The organism is Dehalococcoidia bacterium (genome assembly GCA_035310145.1).
GTDB lineage: Bacteria > Chloroflexota > Dehalococcoidia > CAUJGQ01 > CAUJGQ01 > CALFMN01.
Map to the genome: position 1 here is coordinate 1 of DATGEL010000009.1, position 13705 is coordinate 13705.

Genomic DNA, 13705 nt, shown 5'->3' on the forward strand with positions numbered 1-13705 from the left:
CATCCAACAGCGGCTCAAGCGGGCCGGGGCACGCTGGTCGGATGCTGGCGGCCAGGTCATGGTTGCACTCCGCGCCCAGCACGCCACGCAACTCGCCCAGGCCGCCTAATCACTTGACCCATTACAACTTGTCACACCCGCGAGGCCGGAGGGCGCAGGGCGTAGATCGGCCAAAGGCGCACGGCCTGCGCCCGTCGCGGCGCAGACGCGACCGGCCGCGCGCCCTGCAGGCCACACCGATTGATGACGCATCCCAGGCTGGAGCGGTGCAGCGGGCAACGGCTCGCACCGCGTTCCCCCGGTAGCGCCGAAATCAGTCCAGGTGATCTCGCCACCCTCGACCCCAGACATGGGCACCGGTTATGACGCCGGCTCTGCCATCTGCTCTGGCCGCGCCCGTGGCTCGGATGCCTCGGCGGCGCCGCGCAATGTGGCGGCGGCATCAGCGTCGTGAATCAGCAGCGCCCCAGCGACACCGATCAGCGCGATCAGGGCCGCCGCCACGAAGGCGTCAAGGGTATGCGCAGGGCGCGCAGCAGCGCCGGGACGCCGCGCAGCAACCTGCTCTGGCGCCCACTCCGCTGCAACGCCTGCCACTCGGCGCGCTGCTGCAGCTGCAAGTCGTGTGCGGGTCGGGAACTGGTACGCAGCACGCGCTCCACGTACTCGTCCAGGAAATAGGAAGCCATCGCACATCGCTCCGCGTTCGGCACCAGGGCGAACGCATCTAAAGGTATGACAGGAGTTGCAGGAGATAGTTCTGATCCCAGCCGGCCTGCTCACGCCGGGCCCGCAGACTGAGCCGGTTGCTTGCTGGCTGCTGGCGCAGCAGGTTGAGCGCGAGTTGCCGGAGCACGCTCAGGTTCTCGGCGGCATAGCCGTCGCGAACGCGACTTTGATCCTCATGGAGGCTCATGTCCAGCACCCAGTGCACTTGATTCTCGATTCCCCAGTGACTGCGCACTGCCGCTCCAAGCGTCGCGGCAGGCACCGCCCGGCTGAGGAAGTAGTAGCGCGCCTCGGCCGTGCGCGTTGTCCCGATTTGCCGCTCGGCCTCGACCTTCCCCACCGCCGCGAGCCCCGGCCAGGCGTGCTGCGCCTGCAGCTAGGCCAGCACGTCCGGGTCGCGGAGCACCCAACTGCGGCGGACCTCCACCCGCCCGTGTCCTTTGTCCCACGCCTCGGCATAGTCCAGCCCCACGGCCGCGCCGGCCATCTGGGCAAAGCTGTCACGGACGTCCTGGGCCAACGTTTCCTGATTGGCCTTCAGCGCCAGGATGTAATCCGCCTCTCGCGCGACGATCTGCCCGGCGATCGTGCGCTGGCAGCCCATGGCATCGAGCGTGACCGGACAGCCCTTGAGCGCGAGCAGCCGCAACAACTCGGGAATCGCGGTGATCTCATTCGACTTGTCGGCAACTTGGACCTGGGCCAGCACGAGCCGGGCCTCGGTCGCCCAGGCGTTGACCAGATGGATCGGGTCCTTGCCCGCTGGCCGGTCGTGCGAGCCGCGCAGGGTCTTACCATCCACGGCCACCACCTGGGCTGGCAGCACGCCGGCGATCGCCCGGGTCCAGGGCAGAAAGCAGGTGCGAAAGGCGGCAGGATCTAGCGCGGCGAAGACGCGATTGAAGGTGTCGTGCGCCGGGATGCCATGCGGCAGGTCGAGGAAGCCGGCGAACCAGTCCTTGCGTGTCTCGCCAAAGACGGCGATCTCATCCCAGGACTCGGCGCCACAGAGCATGGCGCACAGCGCGATGGTGACGATGCTGAGCAAGGGATGCATCTTGGTGCGGTCCACGCGCGGATCGAGCAGACCGGCAGGATGCGTGCTCACGGCCAGGGACGCCGACGGCGCCGTCGCTTCCTCCCAGGGTGGACGTTGGTTCCCCGCAGCCTACCAGCCGGCGAACTGCTCCGCATACGGTGCGTTGGCCCTGCATGTCAACCTTCGATCGCAGCCGGCAGATCGAAGGCAGCGAACAGAGCAGGGTTCACAAACCCCACCATCGAGGCGATCGCCTCGCCCTGGAGCGCCAACACGAGCATGCCGTGGGCGCGGAAGACACCGGTGTCGCCATCTCGACGATAGGTGGCCAGCGCTGGCTGGCGGTTCGCGCGGGTCGCTACCAGTCGGTACCGATCGAGCCTACCGCCGGCCGGCACGCTGGCCAGGAAGGCGCCAATCGCGGCGCGGCCGACGTAGCGATCCGGCTGCGGCGGCATCGAGAAGACGGCATCCTCGGTGAGCAGCGCGACGATTGCCGGCACGTCGGCGGCATGCCAGGCGTCGGTCAGACGGCGGACAAGGGCCCGCTCGAACGCGGTGCCTGCCCAGGTGTGGCTGCGGGTAACGCGCCCGGCCGACCGTTCGCGTTCCAGCGTGGTGCGCGCCCGCTGCAAGGCGCTGTTAACGCTTGCCACGCTGCTCACCAGCATCGTGGCGACCTCGGCTGCCGGATAGCCGATCACGTCGCGCAGCAGCAGGGTTGCTCGCTGCCGCGGCGGCAGCAGTTGCACCGCGGCGACGAAGGCGAGTTCGACGCTCTCCCGCTGCTCGATCACCGCCTCCGGCCCCGCCCAATCGGACCCAGACTCATCCAGCAGGCGATCCGGGTAGGGCGTCAGTCGCACGGCGTCCTCCTCCACGTCTGCCGCGAAAACCTCACTTCGGCGTGCGCGGCGCGCCAGCGCGGTCAGGCAGACATTGGTGGCGATGCGGTAGAGCCAGGCGCGCAGCGGGGCGCGCGGTTCAAAGTGAGCGATCTGGCGCCAGGCCCGCAGCAGCGTTTCCTGGAGCGCGTCGTCGGCGTCGTCCAGCGAGCCGAGCATGCGGTAGCAGTGCACGTGCAGCTCGGAGTGCAGCGGCAACGTCAGCGCGGCGAAGGCGCGCTCGTCGCCTGCCCGGGCCGCGGCCAGAGTGTCGTTCTCCATGCCGGCAGCTTCATCCGTTCGTGTCTCGAGCGTCACGTCCCGGTCGCCTCCGGCCAGAGGCCGTAGGCGCCGACCTCGCGCAGCACCGTTGTCTGCGGTGGCTGCTCCCAGCGCTGTTCAGCGCCGACCAGGAAGGCGCGGAAGGCTTCGACCTCCAACAGGGGCTGCGCCCGTCGCCTGTGGTTTCGGTGATGGCGACGTGGACGAAGCTGGCATCGTCCCACCTCCACGAAGGTCGCGTAGTGAATGCCGGCGGGCGCGGTGCGCTGCAGCCCGGCGAACTCCTGCCGCGCCAACTGCTCGTTGTGTGCGGCCTCTTCCGGCCTAACCTTGTAGCGAACCAGTACCTGACGCACGGCTTGACCTCCCGGCGAGTATGCATGGCGTCGCGCCTTCGTGGCGCTCACCCGTATAACTCGCCGGGTTGATTAAACTCATCGCTGCCGCGACGGTAGCAGGCACATGCCTATCGCCACGCTCGCCGGCGAAGCGACGGGAACGCGCAGCAAGGAGCGATCGCGCGGCTCGAACGAACGGCGCAGCAGACTGGCAGGCTCGGTTGGGTGCCACGCACGTGCGCCGATGCGATTCAACGCTCGATGCTGCCGGCAGGACGGGGGTGCCGCTGAGACTTCCGTAAATCTGCCGCCCGTTTCCGGCCGGTTGCAGCCCGCCTTGACAGGTTGTGCGCACAGTGTATAGATAACCCAAGTCCCGCAGGCGAGCCGTTCCTGCAGCAACCGAGCGGGTGGACCGTGCGCAACTACATCGTTCGCCGCCTGCTGCTGATGGTGCCCACGCTGATCGCCGTGGCCTTCCTTTCCTTCATCCTGCTGCGCCTGGTGCCCGGCGACACGCTGACCGCCCAGATCCAGTCCTCCGGCCTCTCCGGGCAGCAGTACAGCCCCGAGCGGCTGCAGTCCCTCCGCCACCAGCTCGGCATCGACGGCTCGATCCCCTCGCAGTTCGTGCGCTGGGTCAACCGCCTGGCGCACGGCGACTTCCAGCGCAGCTTCCTCACCAACAAGGACACGCTGGCGCAGTTCAGCGAGCGCATGGATGTCACGATCGAGCTGGGCCTGCTGGCGGTGTTCTTCAGCGTGCTGATCGGCATCCCCATCGGGGCCTTCTCCGGCGTGTTCCAGGACACGCCGCTCGACTACGTTTCCCGTGTGCTGGCGATCCTGGCGCTGGCCGTGCCCAACTTCTGGCTGGCGTTGCTGATCATCGTCTTCGCCTCGCGCTGGTTCGGCTACTCGTTCCCTCGCGGCTCGCACCCAATCTTCTCGCAGCCGCTCACCAACCTGGAGCAGTTCGTGGCGCCGGCCCTGGTGGTTGCCGCCGCCAGCGCCGGCCTGATCATGCGCCTGACGCGCACGGCCATTCTTGATGTGCTGCGGCAGGATTACATCCGCACGGCGCGGGCGAAGGGCCTGGCGCTGCGCCGCATCGTGATGGTGCATTCGCTGAAGAACGCCCTGATCCCGGTGATCACGGTGATCGGCACGCAGCTCGCGGTGGTGATCACCGGCTCGGTCGTGGTCGAGCAGATCTTCAACCTGCGCGGCGCCGGCCAGCTCACGCTTACCGCGATCCTGCAGCGTGACTATCCGCAGGTGCAGACCAACGTGCTGATCTTCTCGGTCGTGCTCGTGGTCGGCAACCTGCTGACGGATCTGACGTACGGCGTGGTGGACCCGCGCATCCGCTTCGCGTAGCGCGGCAGCCCGGACGGCGAAACGATGGTTGGCGAGGCCAAGACCGCGGCGGCCCAGGCCGAGAGTCTCCCGCGGGAGATGCGCCGGAGGGGCGCGCGGGCGAGCCTGCTGACGCCGTCGCGGTTGCTTGGCCTGGCGCGGCGCAAGCCGCTCGGCGCCGCCGCGCTGGTGCTGCTCGTGGTGATCTGGGCGCTCTGCCTGCTGGCGCCGCTGATCGCGCCTTACGGCTACGACCAGCTCTTCACCGCGCCGCGACTGATGGCGCCGTCGTCCGCGCACATCTTCGGCACGGACGAATCCGGGCGAGACGTGTTCAGCCGCCTGTTGTTCGCGGGGCGCTTGAGCCTGACGCTCAGCCTGGCGACGACGGTGTTCGGCGTGGCGCTGGCGGTGCTGTTCGGCGTTGTCTCCGGGTACGCCGCGGGCTGGTTCGATCTGGTCTTCCAGCGCATCACCGACGCCGCCCAGGCGCTGCCGGTGCTGGTGATCCTGCTGGTGCTGGCGGCGCTGTACCAGGGCAGCCGCGTGGTGATCGTGACGGCCGTGGCGCTGCTCTTCGCGCCCGCGGCCGGGCGGCTGTTCCGCTCGGCCACGCTGGCGCTGCGCGACCAGCCCTTCGTGGAGGCGGCGCGCGTGACCGGCGCCTCGCCGCTGCGCATCGTAATCACGCATGTGATGCCGAATCTCTACCCGCTGATCATCGTCTTCGCCACCGCCTACGTCGGCGCCAATATCCTCTTGCTGGCCGTGCTCAGCTTCCTCGGCTTCATCAACGGCGATTACCCCGACTGGGGTTCGATGCTCAACCTCTCGGCCGCCACCTATATGGTCACGGCGCCCTGGCTGGTGCTGGCGCCGGGTATCGCCATCACCCTTGCCGTGCTCGCCTACAACCTGCTCGGGGATTCACTGCGCGATATCCTCGACCCCCGTCTGCGCGGTTCGTAGCGCCCGCCGAGGCGCGGGCCGGAGGAGAGAGCAATGGGCGACACCACACATGAGCTGGGCCAGTACCGCGAGCAGCGGCTGCTGGAGGGGCGCGAGCTGATGAGGAGGCGGCTGTCGCGCCGCACCACGTTCAAGGGCGCCTCGCTGTTGGCGCTGGGCAGCAGCTCGGCGATGGCAGCGTTTCTCGCGGCCTGCGGCGGCAGCAGCAACAACAGGAGCGCGAGTTCCGGCGGCGGCAAGAGCGGCCAGGCGTACACGCCGCAGACGCCGGCGCCCACCGGCGCGGCTTCGACCTTCAAGGACAACACCGGCACGCCGCCCTACAAGCAGGGTGTGGCGAGCGCCCAGGTCGATCCGCTCTGGGAGCAGTTCCCCTTCGTCTACAAGTACAACTGGCGCCGTGTGAACTGGGACGCGCCGCTGACCACGGGCGGCCACGCGATCTCCGTGGCCAACATCCCCTCGAACTACGACCTGATGAAGACGCAAAACGGCACGCCCGCCTCGCTCTATTTGCAGGGGCTGTGGCGTCTCGCCATTCACGCCGGCATCAACCTCGACGGCAGCTCGATCGAGCCCGACCTGGCGGCAAAGAGCGAGCACAGCGCCGACTTCAGCTCGTGGACCTTCACGCTTCAACCCGGTGTCAAGTTCCACGACATCGCGCCGGTCAACGGCCGCGAGATGACGGCCGACGACGTGGTCTACTCGTTCCAGCGCTACATCGACACCAGCATCTGGAACAAGGGGCTGCAATACGTCGACAAAGTGACGGCGCCGGACAAGAACACGGTGCGCTTCGACATGAAGCAGCCGCAGGTGACGTTCGACGCGATCACGGCGGCGCCCTACTACCTCGTCTTCGCCAAAGAACACTTCGAAAACCAGGACCTGTTCAAGACGCAGCCGATCGGCACCGGCGCCTTCTTCAACAAGGAGAGCAAGTACCAGGACCACGCGATCGCCATGCGCAACCCCAACTTTGTGCAGCGCCCGACCTGGATGGCCGACAAGTACAAGAATACGCCGATGCCGTTCATGGACTCGATGATGCTGCAGTACTTCTCCTCCGACGCGGCTTCGCGCGCGGCCTTCATCGCCGGGTCCACCGACGATTACCCGATCACCTACCTCGATCCCGCGATCCTGAAAGAGGTGCTCTCCGGCCGGCCGGAGACGCTGGTCACGGTCAACGCCCTCTGGGCGACGTTCCCCGTGATGATGCTCTGGAACTACAAGAACCCGCTGTTTCAAGACATCCGCATCCGTCGCGCCCTCTCGATGGGCGTCGACCGCGAGGCGGTGATGCAGAATGTGTTCAGCGGCGCCGGCGTGCCGGGCGGCGGCCCCTTCGCCTTCGACCTGATGGGCCTGCCCGTGCCGCCGGCGCTGAAAGAGTACGGCCCGTGGTACCAGTTCAACCCGCAGCAGGCGCAGGCGCTGCTGAAAGAGGCGGGCCACGAGAACGGCTTCTCGATTCAACTGGAGCTTTCCAGCACGCTGCAGGGCACGCCGCAGTTCCAGGCGTACAAGGCCGTACAGGCGCAGTGGAAGCAGAACCTCAAAGTCGATCTGCAGTTCAACCTGGTGGACGCGCTCTCGCAGACGAACGACGGCCTCAACCACTCGTTCCAGGATCTGATCGCCCAGACGACGGCGACCGGCTATGACGCCTACAGCCTGGCCTACCCGATCCTGCACTCCAAGGGCGGCATCAACCTGGGCCAGGCGAACGACGCGGAGCTGGATGGGCTGCTCGACAAGCTCGGCGCCGCGACCTCGCCCGCGGCCGTGCTCGACCTGACGAAGCAGGTGGATGCGCGCATCCGCGACCAGGTGACGTACTTCTACGTCGGCTGGCCGCAGGCCTGCACGGTGACGCAGCCGTGGCTGCACGGCTCAACCAACAACCTCTATGCCTACCTCTTCTACTATGGCATCAACAACTTCCGCAGCGTCTGGATCGACCAGAACGCGCCGGGCGGCCGCGGCGGCAAGCCGGTGTAGCGGCGGGGCGGCCCTCACCCTCACCCCCGTCCCCTCTCCCTCTCCCAATTCTGGGAGAGGGAGAGGGGCGATCCTGGGGAGGAAGGTCCAGGGCTGATAGGGCTATCAGACATGATAGGGCCGTTCGCGAACGGCCCGGGGCGGCGCCAGCCACCAGCAGCGCGCCGCGTACTCTCTGGCGCCACGGCGCGCTCTGCGCCGGATCGCCCCTCTCTCCCATACGCTCGTTGCAGGCGGCGGATCGCTCAAACTCTGTGTATGGGAGAGCGGGGACGGGGGAGTGAGGGCCAACTCGGGCCGCGTCGTCCCGTTACTGTGGCTCCTCCGGCTTTGGCGAGTTGCCGTCGCCGGCCTCGCGCCGCTCGCGAGAAGACGGGCTGAGGCGGGCGGTGCGCAGCGTGCGCATGCGGCCGGTGGCGGGCGCGGCCGCGCCGGGCGCCGCGGGCGGCGGCTCGGGCTCCGGGCGGCCGGTGCGCTCGCAGCGCAGCACCAGGCCGGTGTGCGGATAGGCTTCGATGCGCACCACGTCGCCGGGCTTCAGATCCAGGTACGACTCGACCGGGATGCGGAAGATCGCCTTGTTCACCGCGACATAATGCGTCTTCACGACGAAACCGTCGCGCTTCGTCCAGCGCCGCGCAATCGGCCCCTCGAAGGTTCCCGGCTTCGTGCTGAGGTCGCGCAGCGTCTGGATGCTCTGATAGCCGAAGAGAAAGGTGACGATCGCCAGCAGCACCATGCCGATGATCGCGCGGTCGATGACACCGGCGATCATCAGCAGCAGCACCACGGCACAGAGGACGAAGATCGGGGTGTAGAAGATCGCATCGCGGATCAGCCGTCCGCGCGGGCTGAGATTGGGCACAGTACTGCTCCGCCTGCGACTTGTCCCCGTGCCTCGTGCCGCGGCCGGCCTCAGCCGGCGGGCGTGGGTGTGGGGCTCGGCGTGCTCGCGGGCGTCGGCGTTGCGCTCGGCGTGGCCGTGCCGGCCGGCGTTGCCGTGGGCGACGGCGTTGCGGTGGGCGAAGGAGTCGCCGTCGGCGTCGCGGTCGGACTCGGCGTGGGCGACGGCGTCGGGAAGCCGCCGGGCGGGGGAATCACCAGTTCCTGCCCCGGCTTCAGGTTTGCCGGCGTCACACCCGGATTCGCCGCCTCGATCTCCGCGACCGTGCTGCCGAAGCTGCTCGCGATCCCACTGAGCGTATCACCGGAGAGCACGGTATACGAGCGGGCGGCCACGGGCGAGGGGCTGACGGCTACGGTGGGCAGCGGTGTGGGCACGGCGGAGCTGCCGGCGCCCGGCTGGCCCCTGGCCGGCTGCACGGCCGCGGGGTTCTGGCCCTGCGCCTGCGCCAGCCGGCGTTCGCCGGGCAAGGTGGGCGGCTTGACCAGCAGCCAGACGGCGACCAGCGCCGCGACGCCCAGCGCGACAAGCGAGCCGCGGAAGATGGTGCTCGACGGCAGGGCGCTCTCCGGCGCGAGGCAGGCCTGGCAGAGATCGCGCCCGTGGTCGTCGCAGCAGTCCGAGCCGCAGCGCGGGCAGGTGTGGGTGGCGTCGCGATCGCAGTAGCGGCAAAGGCGTGGCTCGGCGTCTTCCATCGCGAACGGCATTATAGCATAACAGCCGTCCATACCATTGGCCGCGCGATAAACGAACACCCCTCTCCCAGGATTGGGAGAGGGGCAGGGGTGAGGGCCGAAGGTTCTACTTGACCTCGACGCCGGCGCCGGCTTCGGCCAGCTTCGATTTGATCGACTCGGCCTCGTCCTTGGTGATCCCCTCTTTGACGGCAACGGGGGCGCTCTCCACCAGGTCCTTGGCTTCCTTCAGACCGAGCGAGGTCACCTCGCGTACGGCCTTGATCACGCCGATCTTGTTGTCGCCGAAGTTGGTAAGCATCACCGTAAACTCGGTCTGCTCTTCGACCGGCGCCTCGGCCGCCGCCGCGCCGCCCGCGGCCGGCGCCGCGCCCGCGGCCATCATCATCGGCGCCGCCGCCGTGACGCCGAAGACCTCTTCGATCTGCTTGTTCAGGTCGCGCAGCTCGAGGATCGTCATCTCCTTGATGATGTCCATCACCTGCTGCACACGCTCGCTTGCCATCTCGTCCGTTCCTCCTCTGCCCCGGCACTCGCCGAGGATTCGTCCTGTTGTCTGCGCCGGCGGCTACGCCGCGCTGCCCTCGAGCTGGTTGGCCCGCGCCTCGACCAGGCCGGCGAACTGCTGGATCGTGCCCTGCAAAAGGCTGGCAAAGGCCGCGACCGGCGAGCGCAGCCCGCCGATGAGGTTCGCCAGCAGTTGCTCCCTGGAGGGCAGATTGGCGATGTCGCCCAGCTGGCCGGCGCTGAGCAGTTGCCCATCCATGAACGCCGAGTTGACGGTGAGGGCGGTGCGCGCGGTGCGCACGTACTCTTGTACCGCCTTGGCCGGCGTGGCCACGTCGCCGTAGCCGAAGAGGATCGCCGTGGGGCCGCTGCCCAACTCGGCGACTTTCGGCTGGCCGGCGCGCTCGGCGGCGATCTTCAGCAGCGTGTTCTTGACCACGCGCACGTCGACGCCGGCGTCACGCATGCGCCGGCGCAGCACGATCATCTCCGCTACGCTGAGGCCGCGGTAGCCGGTGCTGATCGTGATCGTCGCGCGCGAGACGAGTGCCTGCAGCTCTTCGACCTGCTGCTCCTTGCGTGCCGTTGGCACGATAGGTGCCCCCTTTCCCATCTCCGTCTGCCGCCGTGGCCGGCTGCTCGCGCGGCACGTTCCCTGGGCAGCCCTTCCACCGGTCTCTGCCAGACAAAAACCCCCGCGCTGGCGAGGCGCGAGGATCCGAGGACGGCGTCGCGGCGCGAGCGCGCTGCGGCTGCCGGTGCCCGATCCGCTCGCCTCGGCAGGCTGGAGGTTTAAGGCCCGAGGGCCGCCTGCTGTCTCTGGCTACGCGTGTTCGGCGGTATGCGATTGTATCTTGGCCAGTATAGCCGATCGCGCCGCTACTGCGACTGCAAAGCCAGCGTCGGCGTCAGGTCCAGGTGGATGCCGGGACCCATCGTCGTGGTCACGGTGATGCTGCGGATGTACTGGCCCTTGGCGCCGCTGGGCTTGGCCTGCACGATCGCCTGCACCAGCGTCGCCATGTTGCCGAGCAGGGCGGACTCATCGAAGCTGACCTTGCCGATCGGCACGTGCATCAGCGCCGTGCGGTCCAGGCGGAACTCGACGCGGCCCTGGCGGGCGTCGTTGACGGCACGGGCCACGTCCTGTGGCTCGACCACGGTGCCGGAGCGCGGGTTGGGCATCAGGCCGCGCGGGCCAAGCACACGGCCGAGGCGGCCGACCTTGCCCATCAGGTCGCGCACGGCCAGCGCCACGTCGAAGTCGGTCCAGCCGCCCTGGATCTGGGCGATCAGCTCATCGCTGCCCACAAAATCGGCGCCGGCTTCCTGCGCTATGCGGGCAGCCTCGCCTTCGGCAAAGACGAGCACGCGCACCGTCTTGCCCAGGCCGTGGGGCAGGAGCGCCGTACCGCGCACCTGCTGGTCGGCATGGCGCGGGTCCAGGCCGGTGCGCAGGTGCACCTCGACGGTTTCGTCAAACTTGGCGAAGTGCGCCTGCCTGGCAAGCTTGATCCCCTCCTCGGGGCTGTAGAGCTTGCCGCGGTCGACGAGCTTCGCGACCTCCACGTACTTCCTGCCGCGCTTCGGCATGGCCCAAACCTCCTGCGGGCGCCGCGCTCCGGCGGCCATCCCTCCCTCTCGCCCGGATGATTAGATGGGCGGAGGTACTGCGTGCTGCGGGGCTGGTGCGGACCCTCATCCTCACCCCCGTCTCATTCCTCTGGTCCTTCTCCCAGTCCTGGGAGAAGGAGAGGGGCGATCGGGAGGAGGAAGTTCCGGGCCACGCCGGATTAACCCTGCGCTGCTGGTCGCGCCGCGAGGCGCGAAGGGCGCGTGGCCTCACCCCCGGCCCCTCTCCATGGAATGGAGAGGGGAGACGTTTGGTTCCCGCCTTGATCTCAATCCATCCGTCCGAAGATCTCTCCTTCTCCCAGGATTGGGAGCAAGAGGCATGCACCGGGGGATGAGGGCCGATTAGCCCGGCTTCACCTCGATGCCCATCTGCCGGGCGGTGCCGGCGATCTGCTTCATCGCCGCGTCTACATCGTAGGCGTTCAGGTCCTTCAGCTTCACCTGCGCGATCTCGCGCAACTGCGCCTGCGTGACCGAGCCGACGAGCTCCTTCCTCTGGCTGCGGCTGCCCTTCTCCACGCCAGCGGCCTTCTTCAGCAGTTCGGCGGCCGGCGGCGTCTTCAGGATGAAGGTGAAGGAGCGGTCCTCGAAGACGGTGATCTCCACCGGCACGATCGTGCCCGCCTGCGAGGCGGTCTTCTCGTTGTACTCCTTCACGAAGCCCATGATATTGATGCCGTGCTGGCCGAGCGCTGGGCCCACCGGCGGCGCCGGGCTTGCCTTGCCCGCGGGAATGGCGAGCTTGACGACGGCGCGGACTTTCTTTGCCACGGTCCTTCCTCTTCATGGCCGTGCCGGCGCCTCGATTAAAGACGGCGCCGGCACGGGCGATGCTGTGCAGCAAGCGGCGGTTTGCTGCGCTACCTGGCCTGCTCTACCTGCAAGAAGTCCAGCTCTACCGGTGTCTCGCGGCCGAAGAAGGAGACGAGGACTTTGACCTTCCCCTTCTCGACGTTAATCTCGTCCACCGCGCCGGTGAAGTCGATGAATGGCCCGTCGATGATGCGCACCTGCTGGCCGATCTGGAAGCTCACCTTGACGCGCGGCTCCTCCGCCTTCATCAGGTTGAGGATCTTCTTGACCTCGGCCGGCTCCAGCGGCACCGGCTTGTTCCCCGAGCCGACGAAGCCGGTCACGCCCGGTGTATTGCGCACGACGTACCAAGCCTTGTTCGAGGCCTCATCGCCCTCGCGCAGCTCCAGCATGTCCACCAGCACGTAGCCGGGGAAACGCTTGCGCGAGACCATGCGCCGCTGACCGTCGCGGATCTCGATCTCCTCCTCGGTCGGAATCACGACCTGGAAGATGCGATCCTGCACGTCCATGCTTTCGATGCGGTGTTCGAGGTTCGCCTTGACCTTGTTCTCGTAGCCGGAGTAGGTGTGGATGACGTACCACTGGCGCCCGTCCTGGGCGCTGAGATCGACATCCACCGCGGGCGGCGCCGAACCGGCGTCGTCCGCGGCCTCGTCCTCCGCGCGTTTGCGTGTGTTGACCGCCATGATCGTGGTCCTTGAGGCGGCGCGAGCGCCTGCCGCGCCGCCGTTGCCCCGCGCCTGCCGAGCGGCGGGCAGGGCGGCTATTTGAGCACGGTGTGTTCCATAAACCAGCCGAAGCCGGAGTCGATGCCGCCCAGCGCCACGCCCACGACGACCGAGACGAGAATGACGACGAGGGTGAGGTGCCACGCTTCGGTGCGCGTGGGCCACTGCACCTTCTTCATCTCCGACCAGATGTCCTGCAGCCAGTTGGCGCGGAACAGTGAGCGCCCGGCGCCGCCGAGCCGTGCCCCACCGCGGCCGCTGCTGACCCCGCCGGTGCTCAAGGATGGGCGGGCCGAGCTTGCTCTGCCGCCTCGTCCGGGTTTCGCCTGCGGCGGATGGCGGCGTGCCTCACGGTTCATGGTCGCGGCCTTTCATCGCTGACTGGTTGCTGCGGGGCGAACCGCAAAGGCTGACCGTACCGGCAGAGCGGGGGCGACCGGCGCCCCCGCCCCTCTTTGCACATGGCGCACATGGCCGTCGGCGGCCATCATAAATTGTACGCCTTTGCCGGCGTTAGCGGGTCTCGCGGTGCGGCCGGTGGCCGCGGCAGCGCGGACAATACTTGCGCAGCTCCAGCCGCTCCGGGTCGTTGCGGCGGTTCTTCGTCGTCGTATAGGTCCGCTCGCGGCACTCGGTGCAGGCGAGGTGGATGATCTGCCGGTCTTCCTTCTTCGCCATGCCGGCCTACTCCGCGACCTGGGTGATGACGCCGGCGCCGACGGTGCGGCCGCCCTCGCGGATGGCGAAGTGCAAGCCCTCTTCGATCGCCACCGGCTGAATCAGCTCCACCTGCATCTGGATGTTGTCGCCGGG

At 68.1% G+C, this 13705-nt stretch carries 16 protein-coding genes and 1 pseudogene; 3 read left to right on the forward strand and 14 right to left on the reverse strand.

Annotated elements, in window-relative coordinates; all coding sequences use genetic code 11:
* Positions 1–488 precede the first annotated feature (488 nt).
* The 4 genes and pseudogenes from VKV26_01660 to VKV26_01675 all read right to left on the reverse strand — a co-directional run bounded on the left by VKV26_01660 (position 489) and on the right by VKV26_01675 (position 3290).
* The gene (locus VKV26_01660; protein HLZ68592.1) at positions 489–689 is read right to left on the reverse strand and encodes a hypothetical protein; all 201 of its coding nucleotides are present in this window, start codon (positions 687–689) and stop codon (positions 489–491) included.
* Between the two features lie 38 nt (positions 690–727).
* A pseudogene (locus tag VKV26_01665) lies at positions 728–1837 on the reverse strand (ISAs1 family transposase).
* Positions 1838–1944: 107 nt separating this feature from the next.
* Positions 1945–2934: an RNA polymerase subunit sigma-70 gene (locus tag VKV26_01670; protein ID HLZ68593.1), complete on the reverse strand. Its 990-nt coding sequence runs from the start codon at positions 2932–2934 to the stop codon at positions 1945–1947.
* A 32-nt stretch (positions 2935–2966) separates the two neighbouring features.
* On the reverse strand, positions 2967–3290 hold the full coding sequence (locus VKV26_01675) for a hypothetical protein (protein ID HLZ68594.1): 324 nt from the start codon (positions 3288–3290) through the stop codon (positions 2967–2969).
* 399 nt (positions 3291–3689) lie between these two features.
* On the opposite strand from VKV26_01675, the gene VKV26_01680 reads away from it, so the two are divergent.
* From VKV26_01680 to VKV26_01690, 3 genes are read left to right on the forward strand one after another with little or no spacing between them, the layout of a single operon-like run.
* Complete coding sequence (locus tag VKV26_01680) at positions 3690–4652, forward strand: ABC transporter permease (protein ID HLZ68595.1); 963 nt, start codon at positions 3690–3692, stop codon at positions 4650–4652.
* A gap of 24 nt (positions 4653–4676) precedes the next feature.
* The gene (locus VKV26_01685; GenBank protein HLZ68596.1) at positions 4677–5600 is read left to right on the forward strand and encodes an ABC transporter permease; all 924 of its coding nucleotides are present in this window, start codon (positions 4677–4679) and stop codon (positions 5598–5600) included.
* Between the two features lie 33 nt (positions 5601–5633).
* Positions 5634–7607, forward strand: a complete 1974-nt coding sequence (locus VKV26_01690) for an ABC transporter substrate-binding protein (protein ID HLZ68597.1) — start codon at positions 5634–5636, stop codon at positions 7605–7607.
* A 310-nt stretch (positions 7608–7917) separates the two neighbouring features.
* Here the strand turns inward: VKV26_01690 and VKV26_01695 are convergent, their stop codons facing one another.
* From VKV26_01695 to tuf, 10 genes are all read right to left on the reverse strand, one after another.
* The gene (locus VKV26_01695) at positions 7918–8472 is read right to left on the reverse strand and encodes a hypothetical protein (GenBank protein ID HLZ68598.1); all 555 of its coding nucleotides are present in this window, start codon (positions 8470–8472) and stop codon (positions 7918–7920) included.
* A 50-nt stretch (positions 8473–8522) separates the two neighbouring features.
* A complete protein-coding gene (locus tag VKV26_01700; protein ID HLZ68599.1) occupies positions 8523–9218 on the reverse strand; it encodes a LysM peptidoglycan-binding domain-containing protein in 696 nt (231 codons plus the stop codon).
* A 94-nt stretch (positions 9219–9312) separates the two neighbouring features.
* Complete coding sequence (gene rplL / locus VKV26_01705; GenBank protein ID HLZ68600.1) at positions 9313–9711, reverse strand: 50S ribosomal protein L7/L12; 399 nt, start codon at positions 9709–9711, stop codon at positions 9313–9315.
* 63 nt (positions 9712–9774) lie between these two features.
* A complete protein-coding gene (gene rplJ, locus VKV26_01710) occupies positions 9775–10305 on the reverse strand; it encodes a 50S ribosomal protein L10 (GenBank protein HLZ68601.1) in 531 nt (176 codons plus the stop codon).
* Positions 10306–10592: 287 nt separating this feature from the next.
* A complete protein-coding gene (gene rplA / locus VKV26_01715) occupies positions 10593–11306 on the reverse strand; it encodes a 50S ribosomal protein L1 (GenBank protein ID HLZ68602.1) in 714 nt (237 codons plus the stop codon).
* Positions 11307–11690: 384 nt separating this feature from the next.
* Positions 11691–12119, reverse strand: a complete 429-nt coding sequence (gene rplK, locus VKV26_01720; GenBank protein HLZ68603.1) for a 50S ribosomal protein L11 — start codon at positions 12117–12119, stop codon at positions 11691–11693.
* Positions 12120–12208: 89 nt separating this feature from the next.
* Positions 12209–12850: a transcription termination/antitermination protein NusG gene (nusG, locus tag VKV26_01725; GenBank protein ID HLZ68604.1), complete on the reverse strand. Its 642-nt coding sequence runs from the start codon at positions 12848–12850 to the stop codon at positions 12209–12211.
* Positions 12851–12927: 77 nt separating this feature from the next.
* Complete coding sequence (gene secE / locus VKV26_01730; protein ID HLZ68605.1) at positions 12928–13251, reverse strand: preprotein translocase subunit SecE; 324 nt, start codon at positions 13249–13251, stop codon at positions 12928–12930.
* Positions 13252–13405: 154 nt separating this feature from the next.
* Complete coding sequence (rpmG, locus tag VKV26_01735) at positions 13406–13570, reverse strand: 50S ribosomal protein L33 (protein ID HLZ68606.1); 165 nt, start codon at positions 13568–13570, stop codon at positions 13406–13408.
* A 6-nt stretch (positions 13571–13576) separates the two neighbouring features.
* Positions 13577–13705, reverse strand: a 129-nt coding sequence (tuf, locus tag VKV26_01740; GenBank protein HLZ68607.1) for an elongation factor Tu, incomplete at its 5' end; no start/stop codon positions are given.